Annotated in this window: 17 protein-coding genes and 1 pseudogene; 3 read left to right on the top strand and 15 right to left on the bottom strand. The window is 30.4% G+C overall.

The genetic code is table 11. The features are described from left to right. Positions 1-13: 13 nt before the first annotated feature. The 3 genes from AJ884_RS00320 to alaS are packed head-to-tail and all read right to left on the bottom strand — an operon-like array spanning position 14 to position 5,021. Positions 14-1,945: a penicillin-binding protein 1A gene (locus tag AJ884_RS00320; RefSeq protein ID WP_070233411.1), complete on the bottom strand. Its 1,932-nt coding sequence runs from the start codon at positions 1,943-1,945 to the stop codon at positions 14-16. Next, the gene (gene maf, locus AJ884_RS00325) at positions 1,942-2,493 is read right to left on the bottom strand and encodes a septum formation inhibitor Maf (RefSeq protein ID WP_044779938.1); all 552 of its coding nucleotides are present in this window, start codon (positions 2,491-2,493) and stop codon (positions 1,942-1,944) included. Before maf ends, AJ884_RS00320 begins: the two co-directional genes overlap by 4 nt. Further along, the gene (gene alaS, locus AJ884_RS00330) at positions 2,493-5,021 is read right to left on the bottom strand and encodes an alanine--tRNA ligase (RefSeq protein ID WP_070233410.1); all 2,529 of its coding nucleotides are present in this window, start codon (positions 5,019-5,021) and stop codon (positions 2,493-2,495) included. The genes maf and alaS overlap by 1 nt, the downstream gene beginning before the upstream one ends. Before the next feature lie 114 nt (positions 5,022-5,135). On the opposite strand from alaS, the gene AJ884_RS00335 reads away from it, so the two are divergent. From AJ884_RS00335 to hemH, 3 genes are read left to right on the top strand one after another with little or no spacing between them, the layout of a single operon-like run. Beyond that, a complete protein-coding gene (locus AJ884_RS00335; RefSeq protein WP_070233409.1) occupies positions 5,136-6,209 on the top strand; it encodes a DegT/DnrJ/EryC1/StrS family aminotransferase in 1,074 nt (357 codons plus the stop codon). Positions 6,210-6,213: 4 nt separating this feature from the next. Next, positions 6,214-7,080, top strand: a complete 867-nt coding sequence (locus AJ884_RS00340) for a Gfo/Idh/MocA family protein (RefSeq protein WP_070233408.1) — start codon at positions 6,214-6,216, stop codon at positions 7,078-7,080. Beyond that, entirely contained in the window at positions 7,077-7,994 is a 918-nt protein-coding gene (gene hemH, locus AJ884_RS00345; protein WP_002881223.1) for a ferrochelatase, read from the top strand. The genes AJ884_RS00340 and hemH overlap by 4 nt, the downstream gene beginning before the upstream one ends. 66 nt (positions 7,995-8,060) lie before the next feature. Here the strand turns inward: hemH and AJ884_RS00350 are convergent. From AJ884_RS00350 to AJ884_RS00405, 12 genes and pseudogenes are all read right to left on the bottom strand, one after another. Further along, a pseudogene (locus tag AJ884_RS00350) lies at positions 8,061-8,652 on the bottom strand (hypothetical protein). 337 nt (positions 8,653-8,989) lie between these two features. After that, positions 8,990-9,988, bottom strand: a complete 999-nt coding sequence (mnmH, locus tag AJ884_RS00355) for a tRNA 2-selenouridine(34) synthase MnmH (protein WP_002861230.1) — start codon at positions 9,986-9,988, stop codon at positions 8,990-8,992. After that, on the bottom strand, positions 9,978-10,463 hold the full coding sequence (locus AJ884_RS00360) for an HIT family protein (protein ID WP_044778774.1): 486 nt from the start codon (positions 10,461-10,463) through the stop codon (positions 9,978-9,980). Before AJ884_RS00360 ends, mnmH begins: the two co-directional genes overlap by 11 nt. Positions 10,464-10,472: 9 nt before the next feature. Further along, the gene (gene trpC / locus AJ884_RS00365; protein WP_044778775.1) at positions 10,473-11,249 is read right to left on the bottom strand and encodes an indole-3-glycerol phosphate synthase TrpC; all 777 of its coding nucleotides are present in this window, start codon (positions 11,247-11,249) and stop codon (positions 10,473-10,475) included. After that, positions 11,246-12,523 carry a tetratricopeptide repeat protein gene (locus tag AJ884_RS00370; protein WP_002861227.1) on the bottom strand — a complete coding sequence of 426 codons (1,278 nt, stop codon included), beginning with the start codon at positions 12,521-12,523 and terminating at the stop codon, positions 11,246-11,248. The genes trpC and AJ884_RS00370 overlap by 4 nt, the downstream gene beginning before the upstream one ends. Next, complete coding sequence (locus AJ884_RS00375) at positions 12,496-12,870, bottom strand: YkgJ family cysteine cluster protein (protein ID WP_002933038.1); 375 nt, start codon at positions 12,868-12,870, stop codon at positions 12,496-12,498. The genes AJ884_RS00370 and AJ884_RS00375 overlap by 28 nt, the downstream gene beginning before the upstream one ends. Next, positions 12,860-13,561, bottom strand: coding sequence for a tRNA1(Val) (adenine(37)-N6)-methyltransferase (locus AJ884_RS00380; RefSeq protein ID WP_070233407.1), 702 nt, complete (start codon positions 13,559-13,561; stop codon positions 12,860-12,862). The genes AJ884_RS00375 and AJ884_RS00380 overlap by 11 nt, the downstream gene beginning before the upstream one ends. A gap of 5 nt (positions 13,562-13,566) precedes the next feature. Then, positions 13,567-13,716, bottom strand: coding sequence for a hypothetical protein (locus AJ884_RS00385; protein ID WP_002857548.1), 150 nt, complete (start codon positions 13,714-13,716; stop codon positions 13,567-13,569). A gap of 116 nt (positions 13,717-13,832) precedes the next feature. Continuing rightward, positions 13,833-15,557, bottom strand: a complete 1,725-nt coding sequence (locus tag AJ884_RS00390) for a hypothetical protein (protein WP_002875457.1) — start codon at positions 15,555-15,557, stop codon at positions 13,833-13,835. A gap of 2 nt (positions 15,558-15,559) precedes the next feature. After that, positions 15,560-16,048 carry a hypothetical protein gene (locus tag AJ884_RS00395; RefSeq protein ID WP_070286331.1) on the bottom strand — a complete coding sequence of 163 codons (489 nt, stop codon included), beginning with the start codon at positions 16,046-16,048 and terminating at the stop codon, positions 15,560-15,562. After that, positions 16,041-16,259 (bottom strand): hypothetical protein, encoded by a 219-nt coding sequence (locus tag AJ884_RS00400; RefSeq protein WP_070286332.1) that lies wholly within the window; start codon positions 16,257-16,259, stop codon positions 16,041-16,043. Before AJ884_RS00400 ends, AJ884_RS00395 begins: the two co-directional genes overlap by 8 nt. Continuing rightward, positions 16,192-16,575, bottom strand: coding sequence for a hypothetical protein (locus AJ884_RS00405; RefSeq protein WP_070286333.1), 384 nt, complete (start codon positions 16,573-16,575; stop codon positions 16,192-16,194). The genes AJ884_RS00400 and AJ884_RS00405 overlap by 68 nt, the downstream gene beginning before the upstream one ends. Positions 16,576-16,657 lie beyond the last annotated feature (82 nt).

Consider the following 16,657-nt stretch of genomic DNA (forward strand, 5'->3'; position numbering starts at 1 on the left):
AAAGGAACTACTTTCAAAATATAATCTCACTTTCATTAAATTTCATATTTACTTTTGGTAATGGTGATTTGGTGGTATAATAAGCACTTTCTCCTTTATAATTTCCACGATAAACTCCATTAGGAATGCTAAATTTTCTAGTTGTATCAGGGAATTTTTCTATATATTGAGTTAAAAATTCTCTAAACACAGGAGCAGCCGTTCTAGCGCCACCTTCTGTATAACGCATAGGCTTGTTGTTATCATTTCCATACCAAATGATTGCTTCTATTTCAGGCGTAAGTCCACAAAACCAAGCATCAACACTTTTATTCGTTGTTCCTGTTTTTCCTGCTATTTCTATATCTTTTACTCTTGCATTACGCCCTGTGCCTTTTTCAACAACATTTCTCATCATATCTAAAACCAGAAAACTTTGCGCTTCATTGCTGACTTTACGCTCATTTGAGTTAAATTCCATGATGGTTTTACCGGTTTTATCCTGAACTTGTCTGATAATTTGAGGATCTTTAATTATACCATAGTTCCCAAACATGGTATAAAATTTCGAATACTCCAAAGGAGAAATACCAAAACTTCCCAATACGATTGATAAATTAGGCGGTATATCTTTAAATCCAAATTCCATTAGTTTAGAGTAAAGAACATCAAGCCCCATATCAAGTGCGAGATTAATGGTAGCTAAATTTCTTGATCTTGTTAAAGCTTCTTTTAAGGTAATTAAACCTAAAAATTTACCCCCTTCATTTTTAGGTTTCCAATCCTCATTATTACCCGCTCCACCTTCAAAAATTCTAGAAATATCAGCAATTTCACTCATAGGCGAATATCCTAAATTAATCGCCACTTGATACACAAAAGGTTTAAAAGAGCTTCCAGGTTGACGCATACTTTGAGTAGCACGGTTATAATTACTTTTTTCATAATCAACCCCACCTACCAAAGCTAAAACATCACCACTTTGATGATTTACCACGACCATGGCTCCGTTTAAAGTGCTTAAATTTGCATCTTTATCGCGTTTTACTATCTCATCATAACCAAATTTCAAAGCATTCTGCGCCATATTTTGAACATCTAAGTCTATATTTAAAATGATTTTATATCCACCTGTTTTTAAGTCTTTGATATTAGGGCTTAATTGTTTAATCACTTCATCTACGACATAAGGAGCAGTATTTTGAGTAAGCGTATCATCATAAACTTGCGGAATTTCTTTGATGGCCGTATCATAATCTGCTTTTGAAATCCAACCTAGATTATACATTCTTGAAATAACATTATTTGCTCTTGAAATGGAAAGATCTAAATGCTTTGTAGGATCATAACTGCTAGGTGCTTTTGGCATACCTACTAGCATAGCAATCTCTTTAAGGCTTAATTCATTTAAATTTTTATGAAAATACCCCAAAGCTGCGGTTTTTACTCCATAATACCCATGTCCAAAAAAGATAAAATTTAAATACCTTTCTAAAATTTGCTCTTTAGTTAAAATGGTTTCCATTTTATAAGCAAGCAAAGCTTCGCGAATTTTACGCGTAATAGTTCTTTCTGGGGTTAATTCTGTGTTTTTAATAAATTGCTGGGTAAGAGTGGAAGCTCCTTCCATGGTTTTTCCACCGCTTTTTATGATTTTTACAGCAGCTCTAAAAATGGCATCGATATTAACTCCATTATGTTCAAAAAAGCTTGTATCTTCTATAGCAACCAAAGCTTCTATAAGGCGTGGAGGAAGCTCTTCATAAGGAGCGTAAAAACGATGTTGTTCAAAAATATTAGCCACGAGCTTGCCATTTCTATCGTAAATTTGTGTTGTAAGAGGAGGTTTGTATTCTTTAAAAGTATAACCCTCAGTATCAGCACTTGTGAAAAGATAAGCCACATAAATAAATCCAGCTATAAACAAAAGAGTAAAAAATGAAAAAATATATTTTAATATTTTCATAAATAAGCCTTTAAAGTTTGGATATCAAGCCCTAAAGCAGTGCTTAGATTTCCTACTTGTTGGGTGATGAAATTTTGATGAAAACCCTCACACATAATACAACCCGCCTTGCCTTTATAAAGATCATTTTCTACATAATCTCTTAAAGCATTTTCATCAAAATTTTTAAAATAAAGCGTAGTTTTTGAAAGAGAAAAAACTCTTTTTTCAGGTTTTACAAGCAAAAAAGCCGATAAAATACTTGCATACTTGCCATTTTGCAAGGCAAGCATTTCATAGGCTTCTTTTTTATCCTTTGCTTTGGTAAGAATTTTTTCATCTATACAAACTATACTATCTGCAAAAAGTAAATTTTGGTTTTGAAAATCTTTGCCTAAAGCACTTAAAAATTGTTTTTCTTTTTCAAGAACTATTTTTTGAACATATAAAAAAGGTGAAATATTTTTATTTAAATTTTCATCATAATCAAAACTAACTTGCCTAAAATCAATCTTTGCGGTTTTAAGCAAGTTAACCCTTGAAATGGAACTTGAAGCAAGAATTAACATTAAAGTGCTTTTTCTATCGTTTCTAAGCTTTGTTTTAAAGCTTCATCAATTTTGTTTAAATCTTTTCCACCTGCAGTAGCAAAATCATCTCTTCCGCCACCATTTCCACCTAAAATTTGCGCCGCTTCTTTAACTAAAGCTCCTGCTTTTAAAGGCGCATCTTTAACACCAGCTGCTAAAGTGATTTTTTCATCTTTTACTTGGATAAGTAAAATCACCGCTTTAGCAAATTTGTTTTTAAAATCATCAATCATAGCTTTAATATCGCCATTATCTATACGCTTTACGCAAATTTCAACACCTTGGATATTTTTAGAATCAAGCTCGGTTTTACTTGAGTTTTTAAGCTCATTTTTTAAACTTAAAATTTCATTTTTAAGTTTCTTAATCCCGCTTAAAATATCATTATTTTTAAGCTCATTTTTTGCTTTAGAAAGTTCTTCAAGTTGATTTTTTACAAATTCTAAAGCCGCTTTAGAAACCACAGCTTCAATGCGTCTAACTCCAGCACTCACACCGCTTTCTTTAACTATGTAAAAACTTCCTATTTGAGCAGTATTTTTAACATGAGTTCCTCCGCAAAGTTCCTTGCTTTCACCTAGAGTTAAAACACGCACATTGCCTTGGTATTTTTCATTAAACAATGCTATAGCACCGCTTTTTTTAGCTTCTTCTAAAGGCATATTTTCTAAGATAGCTTCGCTTGAGTTTATAATCATTTCATTGACTCTTTTTTCAATGCTTTCTAGCTCTTCTTTGCTTAAAGCTTTATGATGAGTAAAATCAAATCTTAGTTTATTGCTTTCAACCAAAGATCCTGCTTGACTTACATGAGAACCTAAAATTTCTCTTAAAGCATGGTGTAAAAGATGAGTGGCTGAGTGGTGGCGTGCGATTTGCTCTCTTTTTTCTGTATCGATTCTTGCATGAACTATATCGCCAACTTTTAGTTCTTCACCTGCTTTTACAAAGCTAAGATTGAGATTAAAAAACTTTTGCGTATCTAAAACTTCACACTTAGCTATAAACCCACTATCAGCACTTTGCCCCCCGCTTGTCGCATAAAAAGGTGTGTTTTCAAGCATCACCCAACCCGCATCTTTAAGGGTAGAAACTTCTTTAAAATCTTCATCTAAAAGGGCTAAAATTTTACTTTCGCATTCCGCTTTTTCATAACCTATGAAATGATTTTCTCCAAATTTTTCAAGCAAGTTTTTAAAATCTCCGCTTGCAGTTTTATCTCCACTTCCTTTCCAAGAAGCCTTAGCGCGTGCTTTTTGCTCATTCATTAAAAGTTCAAATTTTTCTTCATCAACTTTAAGATTTTTTTCCCTTAGCATATCAGCCGTTAAATCAAGCGGAAAACCATAAGTATCATAAAGCTTAAAGGCTACTTCTCCGCTAAAAATTTCTTTAGTGTTTTTAAGCTCTTCATTAAAAATTTCAATCCCATTGTCTATAGTGCTTAAAAATCTTTCTTCTTCAAGGCGAATTTGTTCTTTTATAAAGTCTTTTTTCTCATTAAGATAGGTATAATGTCCGCCCATTAAATCGCATACAACATCAACTAGTTTATACATAAAAGCTTGTTTAAAACCTAGCAAATATCCATGCCTTAAAGCACGACGCAAAATACGACGCAAAACATAGCCTCTGCCTTCTTTGTCAAAACTTACCCCTTGCGCAAGTAAAAATACACTTGATCTTATATGATCGGCTATTACTCTAAAACTTGCTCCACTTTCATAAACATAAGTTTTATTACAAAGTTTTGAAATTTCATTGATGATTGGCATAAAAAGCGAGCTATCAAAATTGCTAAATTTACCTTCTTTAATCGCTGTTACCCTTTCAAGCCCCATTCCTGTATCAATACTTGGCTTTGGCAGTGGGCTAAGCACTCCATCAGCGCTTCTTTCGTATTGCATAAAAACAAGATTCCAGATTTCTAAAAATCTATCTCCATCTCCACCCATATAATCTTCGCTTGAGTTAAAATGCTCTTGTCCTTGGTCATAAAAAATCTCACTACAAGGACCACAAGGACCAGTATCGCCCATTTGCCAGAAGTTATCTTTATCACCAAATTTGTAAATTCTTTCTTTTTGAATGTGTTTTTGCCATAGATTAAAAGCTTCATCATCGTTTTCATGCACGGTTACATAAAGTCTATCTTTAGGTAGTTTTAAAACTTCAGTTACAAATTCCCAAGCATAAGCTATGGCTTGTTCTTTAAAATAATCTCCAAAGCTAAAATTTCCAAGCATTTCAAAAAAAGTATGATGGCGTGCGGTATATCCTACATTATCTAAGTCATTGTGTTTTCCACCCGCTCTTATACAAGTTTGACAGCTTGTTTTGCGTGGAGGGTTTGGGCGTGGAAATTCTCCTGTAAATATACTTTTAAAAGGCACCATACCCGCATTAGTAAAAAGTAAAGTTGCATCATCAGGAACTAAAGGACTTGACGGGGTTATCTCATGTCCTTTTGATGCAAAAAAATCCAAATAAGCTTTTCTAATATCCATGAATTTTCCTAAAGAAATTTTTATAAAAACATATCATACCAAAATTACTTTAAATTAAGTAAAACTAAAATACAATAAACATTTTTATTTAATTTTATTTCTCTAAGGTTTTTTATGAATTTTATCAATCTTCAAGCCCAATATCTCGCATACAAAGATGAAATCAATACTGAAATTGAAAGCGTTTTATCAAGCTCTTCTTTCATAGGCGGTGTAAAGCTTAACGAATTTGAGCAAAATTTATCTCATTTTTTAGGTGTTAAACACGCTATAGGTTGCTCAAGTGGAACCAGTGCTTTATATCTTGCCTTAAGAGCTTTAGATATTGGCAAAGATGATGAAGTTATAGTGCCTAGTTTTACTTTCATAGCAACAGCTGAAGTTGTGGCCTTAACAGGTGCAAAACCTGTTTTTGTAGATATAAATCTATCAAATTACAATCTTGATTTTGAAGCAGTGCAAAAAGCAATAACCCCAAAAACTAAAGCTGTTATAGCAGTGAGTATGTTTGGACAAATGAGTGATTTAAGGGCTTTAGAAGAAATTTTAAAAGATAAAAATATCACTTTGATCGAAGATGGTGCACAAAGTTTTGGCGCAAGTTTCAAAGGAGAAAAATCCTGCTCTATAGCTAAAATTTCATGCACAAGCTTTTTTCCCTCAAAACCTTTGGGAGCTTATGGCGATGGTGGGGCTATTTTTTGCCATGATGATGAAGTTGCTAAAAAAATAAGAATTTTACTCAATCACGGACAAACTCAGCGTTATAAACATGAATTTATAGGTATAAATGGACGCCTTGATACTTTACAAGCGGCGATTTTAAATGTTAAGTTAAAATACCTAGAAAAAGAATTAGACAAAAGACAAAAATTAGCACAAACTTATAATGCAAATTTAAAAAACTGCCAAATTCCGCAAATTGATCCAAATGCTTTTAGCGCTTATGCACAATACAGCGTTTTAGTTGAAGATAGAGCTAGCGTATTGCAAAAATTTGAAAAAGCTAATATACCTTATGCTATACACTATCCAACCCCTTTGCATAAACAACCTTGCTTTAGTAAGTTTTCAAATTTAGAACTTAAAAATTCAGAATATGCAAGCAAACACATCTTATCTTTGCCTTTTTCACCTTTTTTAAGCGAAGAAGAACAAGAACAAGTTATTTATATTTTTAAAGATTAACTCCATGAAAATAGGTATCATAGGCCTTGGAAAAATGGGGCAAAACCACTTAAATGAACTTAGCAAAAATTCTCATTTTAAGCTTAATGCACTTTTTGATCTTTGCAAAAATCCAAATCTAAATATTTTTGATGATATTTTTTATGATGATTTGAATAAATTTTTAAATCAAAATAATGATATTATCATCATAGCAACACCTACAAATTCACATTTAGCAATAGCAAAAAAAGTTTTTAAACAATGCAAATGCGTTTTAATCGAAAAGCCTTTAGCTCTAAATTTAAAAGAAATAGACGAAATTTCAAATTTAGCTAAAGAATACAGCATAAAAGTAGGCGTAGGTTTTTGCGAAAGATTTAATCCTGCAGTTTTAGCCCTAAAAAAAGAGCTTGAAAATGAAGAAATTATCAGCATTAACATACAAAGATTTTCACCCTACCCGCAAAGAATCAGCGATGTAGGGATTTTGCAAGATTTGGCTGTACATGATCTTGATTTGCTTTGTTTTTTAAGCAAGCAAGAAATAACAAAAACCAATTTGCTTAAAAAATACACTCAAGATCAAACAAGAGAAAGTGAAAGCATTATTCTATGTGGGCTTGAAAAATGTATTGCTAGCATACATCAAAGTTGGAATAGCACACAAAAACTAAGAAAAATTCATCTTATTACTAAAAATCATTTTTATGAAGCCAATTTAAATGATTTTTCTTTATTAAAAGATGGAAATTTTATAGAACTTACTCAACAAAGTCCACTTTTTTCAGAACACGAAGCTTTGTTAAAACTTATCGATAATCAACCCAATCATCTAGCCAGCACGAGCGATGCTTACAAAGTTCAAGAAATTTTAGAAAGGTTTGCGTGAAATTAGTTTTATTTTTAAATATGGGCGGAGCTACGAATTTACAAGATTGTGAAGTTTTTTTAAAAAATATGTTTAATGATCCTTATATTTTAGGAATCAAAAATCGATTTTTAAGAAAATTTGTAGCATGGATCATAACAAAGGCTCGCGTTAAAGCCATGCAAGAAAACTATAAAAAAATGGGCGGAAAATCCCCTTTAAACGAACTTACTCAAAGCCTGTGTGACAAGCTTAATTTAAAACAAGATGAATTTAAATTTGATTTTGTAAATCTTTATGTGCCTCCTTTTGCCACAGAAATTTTGCAAAAATACACTTTAAATGAAAGTGATGAAATCATTCTTTTTCCACTTTATCCACACCATTCTTGCACCACAGTAACTTCATCTTTAGAAGTTCTGCAAAATGAAATTTCAAAGCAAAAAATTCAAGCAAAAGTAAAAACTATAGATATTTTTTACAAAAATGAACTTTATAATGAGATGATAATTTCGCACATTTTGGCTAAAAAAAATAAATTTGATGCCAAAATTTTGATTTTTTCAGCGCATTCTTTACCACAAAGTATTATTGATAAGGGTGATTTATACGAAAAGCATGTAAATAATCATGTAGAAATTTTAAAAGAAAAATTAAAAGATCATTTTGATGAATTTATTTTAGCTTATCAGTCCAAACTAGGCCCTGTAAAATGGCTTGAACCAAATACAAGCGATATTTTGGCAAATTTAAACGATAAAGCTTTAATTTATCCTATTTCTTTTTGTATAGATTGTTCTGAAACGATTTTTGAACTAGGTATGGAGTATAAACATTTAGCAAAATGTGATTATGATTTAATAAGTTGTCCTAATGATAGTGATGAATTTATGGAATTTATTTTAAAATATTTATCTGATCTTAACCAAGAATGAATTTGAGACCCTTGTCTATCATTTTTTTAAAGATTAACAAGGACTTTTTGGTAAAAATTTAGCTGACTAAGCCAAAGTATAAGCTTTTTCTCCGCGCAAACTCACATCTAAGCCTTTTTGTTCTACTTCTTCTTTCGCTCTTAAGTCTACAAAATAAGAAATAATCTTAAGAATAATAAAGCTTATGAGAGCTGAAAAAACATACAAATCATAATAGCAAGAATTTGCTCTTTTAAAAGCTCTAAACTTCCACTGATAAAAAATCTCGCCAAGCGCATTTTAGGCAATCACATTAGGATTTACTTTAGCACTTGCAAAAAGCCCTGTAGCAATTCCTCTCAAACACCTCCGATTCCGTGTAAAGAAAAAGCATCTAAAGAATCAATCCTATTTGAGTTTGTATTTAATAAAACTCAAACTAAAACAACAAAATACAGAAAGACAAAGCTCCTATAACAAGAGAAGCATAAAATCTACATAACCGCAACTACAAGCCCACTAAGTCCACCTAAAATAGTCAGTTTTTATGGATGAGCCACTCAAGCACTACCCATTGTAAAGCAATGACACCAAAAACAATAAAGCAATTCATTATGGTATTGAATGTATTTTTACTTCTTACCATACCCAAATAAAACATTGCTAAAGCTGGAGTCATAAGCAAAACTAGCAGAGTACACAATACAATAAAACTTGAATTTACCGCATTCGCTTACCTACCCTTTCTTACAAAATATAATTACAAGATAATTATATTTAAAATGATTTAAAAAATATAAATTTAAGAAATATTTTATATATTTTTTTATAAAAGTTTATTTTTTTATTTTAAATTACTATAAATAGGGATTTAAAAAATATTTTACTTCTCTATGATTCAAATTTACTAGCATTAAAATACAAATTTGGGCCAAGCTAAAAAACAACAAAGATAAAAAAGGATTATTGTAAGATGATGAAGAAAAAATTTGATTATTTAATAAAATTATCTAATATTAAAAAAGTAATTGCGCTTTAAAATGATCTAAAAGCTCTTCTTGAGCTTTTAAAATATCATCGGTATTTAACTCAAAATCAATCTTGTCTGGTTTTTTATAAGTTTTATCATAATACTCCAAAAGCATAACAATAAGCTTTTGCCATTCTTTTTTCTCATAACTTTGAAGCAATTCTTGGCGTAAATTTAAGCTGATATAAGGGCTGATTTTTTGCACACATTGTTGAAATTTTAAAGGAGTCATTTTTTCTTGATAAATTTTTTGTATTCTTTTAACGCGATTTTCCAAAGAACAAAAACAATAAATTTTAAAAGCCTTTTGCATTTTTTCATAAAATTTCAAAGGTAAGATGATATCCCCTATTTTGCGACTTTCACTTTCTATGAAAGCAAAATTTTCTAAATTTTGCATATTGTGAAAAAGTTCTGCTTCAAAAGCTTTTTGCGTAGGTTGTTTTCCTAAAATATCACCAAAAGATGAGCCTAAATGATTTGCCATTTTTTCTAAATTTATAGCTTGTGGGAGTTGTTCTAAAAGCTCTGTTTTTCCACAGCCTGTATTGCCGCAAAGAGCAAAAAAATCAAAATTTATTTCATTTTCAAAATAACGCGTTACAAAAGTTCTATAAGCTTTAAAGCCACCTTTTAAACGCACCACTCTAAAACCAAGCTCACTTAAAATCACTGCGATAGACTTTGAACGCAAACCCCCACGAGAACAATAAATCCCTACCTTTTCTCCTATGCGAAAATTTTGAGTGATTTCTAATATATGTTTAGCGGTATTTTGACAAATATAACTCGCACCCCTAGCCTTGGCTAAAGCTTGATTTTTCTTATAAATCGTTCCTATTTCTTGATATTCTTCATCATTGAGTGCATAAAAATTTAAAGCTCCTATCAAATGAGAATGCAAAAATTCTCTAGGGCTTCTTGCATCGATTAAAAGAGAGAAATTTTCTTTTTGAAATTCTGTAAATTCAACTTCACTGAGCATTTTTAAAAGCCAAAACAAGTTTTTGATAAACTTGCTCGATATTAGTGCCACAAACCCTAGTTTCTCCTATGGTTGTGATAAAATTTGTATCTCCTGTCCAGCGTGGCACTAGATGATAATGACAATGAAAAGCTATGCCAGCTCCTGCATCTTTGCTTAAATTCATACCGATATTGACCCCATTTGCATGAATTTGCTCTTTTAAAATTTTCACTCCCAAACGCACAAAATGGCTCATTTCTTGCCAAATTTCATCGCTTAAATTTTCTATATGCTCTTCATGTACATAAGGAATCACCATAAAATGCCCCGCAGAATAAGGATAGCGGTTCATCACTCCAAAACAATGCTTTGCTCTAAAAATCACACCTAATTCTTTATCACTTTTGATCTTATTAGTACAATCACAAAATGGACAAACAGTTTTTTCTTTTTCAAAATACTCACTCCGCCATGGTGCATACAAATATTGCATTTTCCCTCCTTAAAGCAAAGCTTTTAAAGCCTTTCCTTCATCTTCCTCACGCATAAAATATTCGCCGATTAAAAAAGCATCAACGCCTAAATTTTGTAAATGCTCTAAAAATTCTTTATTTTCTAAACCACTTTCTGCGATGATGATTTTTGAATTTGGGATTTGTGGGATAAGTTTTTCGCACAAACTCATATCCATAGTAAAATCCTCTAAATTACGATGATTGATACCGATAATATCCGCTCCAGCAAAAATAGCCTTACTCAAATCCTCTTTATCATGAATTTCAACCAAAGCCTCAAGACCTAAATGTCTTGCAAACTCAAGCAGTTTTTTAAGCTCTTTCATGCTTAGCATTTTAGTGATTAACAATACAAAATCTGCCCCATAAACCAAAGCTTCTAAAATTTGATACTCATCAAAGATAAAATCTTTTCTAAGTAAAGGAATTTGTGTATAACGGCGTATAAGACTTAAGTATTCTAAAGAACCTTTAAAAAAATGTGGCTCAGTCAAAACAGAAATCGCCGCAGCTTTGTTCTTCTCATAATTTAAAGCGATACTCAAAGGATCAAAGTCTTCTCTAATGACTCCCTTGCTAGGACTTGCTTTTTTTACTTCTGCTATGATTTTAACTTCTTTTTCTACTCTTTTTAAAGCTTTAATCACATCTTTTGGAAAGAAAGGATTTGAAGCTAAAGAACGCCCTAACATATCATAAGGAAGTTTTAGTTTGCGTTCTTTTAAATCTTCTTTTGTTTTTTCAAAAATTTTATCCAATATCATGGTTTTACACACGCCTTTATCGCTTTTATATGAGCTTTACTCTCATCAGAATTTGCAAATTCTTTATCATCTAATGTTTGTTTTAAAATTTCCCATGCTTGCTTACAATTGCCTAGTTTATAATACCCCCAAGCTAAAGAATCTAAATAATACAAATTCTGTGGATCTTTTTCTAAGGCAAGTTTCACAAGCTCTATACCTTTTTTAACATCTAAATCATAATCTATAAGCAAATATCCATAGTAGTTTAAATACAAAGCATTGCTATCTTTATCGATAGCCTGTTCGAATTTTTCTTTTACAGAATCAATTACTTTTGGAGTGATTTTTTTAGCTTCATTTGCAGCTTCAAATTCAAAAACTGCCGCTCGTAGAAGATATTCTTTATTTTTTGTTTTATGATAAAGAGCTAAACTCATTTTTTTAGCATCATCAAAGCGTTTTAAATTCTGATACAAAGCAAGTTTAATATCATCATCTAAATCATACTTCAAAGAAATTTTTAAAGCTTCTTCTGTTTTGCCTTGAGAATTTAAAAGCTCAACCAAAGCCAATGCAAAACTTTTATTTTTGGTAAGTTGATAAAGCTCTTTATATATACTTTTTAAAGCTTCGATATTTTTTTCATCAAAATAAATTTTAGCAAGCAAGACGCAAGTTTTGAGAGTGCAACCATTGGTTTTTCTTGAAAATTCTAAAACATTTTTAATATTTAAAGTATCATTTAAAATCGCATAAATTCCTATGAGTTTAAATAAAATTTCTTCGTTTTGCACTTGATTATAAGCAGATCTATAGTACTTTGTGGCATTTTTTAAATCATTTTTTTTAACCAAAATATCTCCGTAAAGCTCTAAATTTCTAGGATCACTATCCTTTTTTGTTAAAAGCTCTTTCATAAGTTTTTGAGCATTATTGATATCATTTGAATTTAAAGCATAAAGAGCACTAAGTCGCTTAAGATTGTCATTTTGATTTAAATAAGGCTTTGCTAGATTATTTAACTCTGCTTGCTTGTCAAGATTGTTTGCCAAAGTAAGTAAAAATGCATTTTCTAAAAAATTAGCATTATTATAATCTTGATAAAGACTTAAAAATTCATCTCTGGCTTCTTTGTATTGTTTATAATACTCATAATTATAAGCCTTCATAACCCTTAAATCAAAATCATTGCTTTTATATTTTGTATAATCAGGATAAACAACATTGATTTTTGAACTTCCACAAGCTGCCAAAAAAAAGGCTACTAAGACAAATAACAAATACCTATACATTCTTTTTCTAATTCCTTTTGATGTGTTTTAAAATATTCCCAAAATGGAAAAGTTCTGCATTGTTTTGGACGAAAATCGTAGATACTGCAATTTCTTTTTTGAGTATCAAAAAAAATGCAAGCAAAGCCATCTTCAAATTCGACTTCCTTAAAACTCATTTTAAAGCCCACTTTTCTCAAGTATTTTTCAGCAAATTCTTTGCTTTCTAAATTTAAATGCTTTCTTAATGCTTCTAATTCTTCCTTGCTCGCAAAAATATTGCCACTTTCTCCAGTGCAACACTTTCCACCGCATTTCTCACAAGCATTTTCATCAAAAGCATAAGAAAAATTTTTATCAAATATCATAACTTTTTAACCTAAATCTTGAGTGAATTTCTTGCATTTGTTTGCTTAAAATTTCATTTTCATATACAAAAAAAGGAGGTAAAATCTCACAAGGCGATTTTGAACCTTTTTTTACCTGTATCAAAACAAGTCTTGCTTTTTTGTTTTGATGTGTATGTACAAAGCAAAGCTTTGTTATTTTTATTTTCATATCTTTTAAAATAAAACAAATTTCATCTAAAGCTAAAGCTTCATAGCAAAAATACAAAGTACCATTTGGCTTAAGCATAGAATTTGCTTTAGTTAAAAAGCTATGCAAGGGTAAAAATTCCTGAAATTTACTTATAACTTTATGCTGATCTTCACTCTTGTAAGCTCCTTGTCTATAAAATGGAGGATTGCAAACTATGAAGTCAAATTTTTTTATGCTTTGAAATTGATTGAAATCATCATGAAAAATATCGCCTTGTATTTGGTTGGATTTTAAATTTTTTTCAATCAATTTTATATTTTCTTTTTGAATATCAATCAAAGATAAACTTAAATTTGCAATATTTTTTTTAAGTAAAATACCTATGATACCACAGCCTGCACCTACATCAAAAACAGCGCCTTTAATTCCTTGTTTTAAAATAAAATCAGCTAAAATTAAAGAATCACTATTATAACGATACCCTTGTGATAATTGTGCTAGCGTAATCAAATCTGACATATATTTTAATGCGTTGGAATTTTAATGCGTTTTGGAGGTTGTTCTTTAAATATATTTTGTTCTTTTGTTATATTATTATCTTCTTTAAAATTTACTGGGCTTTGTGCTGTCAAAAAAGAAATTACAAAAGTTATAAAAAAAGCAATTTTTATCATAATAACACCTCATAAAATGGTGTCCACGGCGAACACCTAACAATAACTATAAAATACCATAAAATATAAATTTTAAATATTTCAAATTTAATTTGGCTACAAAATGGCTACAAAAATTAAAATATAAAAATAGGTTTTTCTTTCTTTTCTATTTTTTCATTTAATATATCTGCAGTTTCAAAATTATACCATAAAGTTGGATTAATTGCATCTTTTGCTAATTCTTCAGCTTCACTTCCATTTCCACCTTCATTATCAGAATCATCGCTTTGCTCATTTATCATATCAGGAGTATCTGCTGTAATGCTTTGAACAACATCAAAAATCTTACTAGCTCCACTTAGTAAATTTCCAATAATATTTAAAGTTGATTCAAAAGTTGACATTTCTTGTGCTGCTTGTGCTGTATTTTTTGTAAAATCTGCAGCTAAATTCCAATTATTAGCACCCCAAGCACCTAAAAAATTAACCAAACCCCAAACAGCATTAAGAATTGAAAATAATTTATTTCCAGTAAGTGAACCCACGGCTAAACCTAAGCTAATTCCTAGTGTGATACCCGCAGCTACATTCTCACTCACTCCTATCAATGTTCCTAGCCATGCACCTTGTCCGCCAATCCACCAAGTAGCTACAGCCAAAATAATAGTAACAATAGGTGCCAAAAAGCTTAAAATTCCTTTGCTTGATTTTTCGTATACATAAAGATAATAAAAACTATCCCATAATGCAAACCATCTATCTCTACGTCCATAAGGCAAATTTGAACTTTTTCTATATAGCGGATATACGCTTGGCGTAACACTTGTATCTTTTTTTCCAAAGCTTTGATTATTGAGGTAAGAATAAGCAACATAAGGCTCTTCATAACAAACTAAATTAAACCCATTATAAAAACATAAAGGAGTTGCATATTTACATTTATAATTTTCTTTTATTGAGTTAAATACTTCAAAAAAAGATATCTTTTTGCTTGTTAAAGTATAATATATTTTACTCGGATCACTCTCTCTAGTTTTTTGTGCTTTCTCATATACATTATAGGTTATTTCTACTTTTTCGATTCTAAATATATTTTTATTTAATTCTTTAAAATCATTATAAAATTTTTCAACATCAATGCATAATTTTTTATAAGGTTTTCCAAAAGTTGGTTTAAATTCAACATTTTCTACTTTAATTTCTGGTATTTTAATATCATCAATACTAGGATATATCCATTCGTTATTTTTTTGGATGGTTTGAGAAAAAATAACTACTTCTATATCATTTGTAAGTATTTCATAATTTATATTTTCCAATGCCTTATTTAATATATCTTTGAAATTTATTTTTTCATCAATATAAAAAAATCCTTTTCCATTATATTTCCAAGCTTTTTCTTTTTCAAATAAAAGAGCTAAATTATTTGGAAAACCATAATAATACTGCATACTTCCTAAATTATAATTAGTTCTTATTTCGCAAATATCATGATATATTCCATTTTCACTACTAGGATCTCCCTGATAAGGTTTGTATGGATCTTGCCCTACGAAAAATTGGTTAAGTCCTAAATCATTATAGTTTTCCTTATTGTAAGGTGCAGTGCTAGAACTTTTAATGTTATATTTTTTCACTATATACGAATTTTTAAATAGCGGATGGTTTATATTTTGAATTTGGCTTCTACCTTTTCTTACAAGTTGTTTATGTAAAAGCTCAACATATTTATTTACCCCTATCATAGCATAGGTAAACCATTGTTTATATACTTCTTGTGTATCTAATTCTCCTATGTTTGATGGATATGCAGGCTTAAGAGTATAATTTCTCATAAGCCTTTTTTCATCTATAAGCATTATTAGGACTTTTCTATATTTTCTATTTTTTCTTTAACAAGTTTCATAATCTCTTCAGGTATATCAAGTCCACCAGTACAATATCCAAATTGAACGCTCTGAGTAACTTTTGCAGCCTCTATTCTTAAATTATCATCTATCTGTGAAGTTTGTCTAGCTATTAATGCAGGTTTTGCTTTTTCTGTTTCTGTTTGAGCTCTTAAAAGTAAAGCTTTTTCAGCGTTAAGCTCGTTTTCATCTCCTTGTAAAATCATGGATAAAGCTGTATTTTGACTTTGAGCTACTATGGTTTGTCCAACACTTACCAACGCTTGTGCTAAGCTTTGGAATTGCTGGTCATTTCTTATAACATTATCGTTTCCAAATTGCTCCAAAAGCTTTTTAAATTCTCCAAATGGAGATTTTTCTGCTAAACTCATTTCTAAAATTTGCGGATAAATTTCTTTAAATGCTTCAAGTCTTTTGCTATAATCAACATTTACATCACTCATTATTCAACTCCTTAATTTTGCTTATCTGAATTTCGCACTGTTTATATTTATAAAAAAGCATAGAATAAGCATTTAAAATATCAAGTTCATTTTTTGCTATTGGTTTTTCAAGCGGACTTAGTGTTAGTAATTCTTGCGGAATTCTAACTTTTTGAATTTCTATTTTTGTTATCACTTGAGTTGTTGTCGTTCCACAACCTATCAACGACATCATTAAAAAGCTTGGTAATATTATTTTCATTGCTTTTATAAATGTATTCTTTAACATATTCTATCCTTTCTTTAACTTCGTTTTTTTGATTGTTTGCTTCATTGATTGCTTTTAATTCTGCTTTATGAATTTGCGTAAGTTCTTTTAGCCTTGCTTCGTTGTTTTTATTAATCTCTAAAGCTAAGGCTAAATCATTTTGACTTTTTTCTAATTTTGCCTTTGTGCTATCAAGTCTTAGATAAAAATATCCTGTTAAGATTGCCATTAAAGCTAAGGCTATATAAAGCTTTGCATTTCCAAATAAAAGATTTATCATATTTTGTTTTAGAAGTTTAAGTAAGGTTTTTATATAATACCCCTAAGGGTTAGCCGTAGGTCTGACCCCCTATGGCTAAATT

Origin of the sequence: Campylobacter sp. BCW_6463 (assembly GCF_001762785.1) — a bacterium.
Classification (GTDB): Bacteria; Campylobacterota; Campylobacteria; order Campylobacterales; family Campylobacteraceae; genus Campylobacter_D; species Campylobacter_D jejuni.

Coding starts and splice junctions, on each gene's coding strand:
- AJ884_RS00335 (WP_070233409.1), top strand. CDS start 5,136: ATGAATTTTATCAATCTTCAAGCCCAATATCTCGCATACAAAGATGAA.
- AJ884_RS00400 (WP_070286332.1), bottom strand. CDS start 16,259: ATGTCGTTGATAGGTTGTGGAACGACAACAACTCAAGTGATAACAAAA.
- trpC (WP_044778775.1), bottom strand. CDS start 11,249: ATGATATTGGATAAAATTTTTGAAAAAACAAAAGAAGATTTAAAAGAA.
- mnmH (WP_002861230.1), bottom strand. CDS start 9,988: ATGCTCAGTGAAGTTGAATTTACAGAATTTCAAAAAGAAAATTTCTCT.
- AJ884_RS00370 (WP_002861227.1), bottom strand. CDS start 12,523: ATGTATAGGTATTTGTTATTTGTCTTAGTAGCCTTTTTTTTGGCAGCT.
- AJ884_RS00360 (WP_044778774.1), bottom strand. CDS start 10,463: ATGCAATATTTGTATGCACCATGGCGGAGTGAGTATTTTGAAAAAGAA.
- AJ884_RS00405 (WP_070286333.1), bottom strand. CDS start 16,575: ATGATAAATCTTTTATTTGGAAATGCAAAGCTTTATATAGCCTTAGCT.
- AJ884_RS00375 (WP_002933038.1), bottom strand. CDS start 12,870: ATGATATTTGATAAAAATTTTTCTTATGCTTTTGATGAAAATGCTTGT.
- AJ884_RS00340 (WP_070233408.1), top strand. CDS start 6,214: ATGAAAATAGGTATCATAGGCCTTGGAAAAATGGGGCAAAACCACTTA.
- alaS (WP_070233410.1), bottom strand. CDS start 5,021: ATGGATATTAGAAAAGCTTATTTGGATTTTTTTGCATCAAAAGGACAT.
- AJ884_RS00380 (WP_070233407.1), bottom strand. CDS start 13,561: ATGTCAGATTTGATTACGCTAGCACAATTATCACAAGGGTATCGTTAT.
- AJ884_RS00395 (WP_070286331.1), bottom strand. CDS start 16,048: ATGAGTGATGTAAATGTTGATTATAGCAAAAGACTTGAAGCATTTAAA.
- AJ884_RS00390 (WP_002875457.1), bottom strand. CDS start 15,557: ATGCTTATAGATGAAAAAAGGCTTATGAGAAATTATACTCTTAAGCCT.
- AJ884_RS00385 (WP_002857548.1), bottom strand. CDS start 13,716: ATGATAAAAATTGCTTTTTTTATAACTTTTGTAATTTCTTTTTTGACA.
- AJ884_RS00320 (WP_070233411.1), bottom strand. CDS start 1,945: ATGAAAATATTAAAATATATTTTTTCATTTTTTACTCTTTTGTTTATA.
- maf (WP_044779938.1), bottom strand. CDS start 2,493: ATGTTAATTCTTGCTTCAAGTTCCATTTCAAGGGTTAACTTGCTTAAA.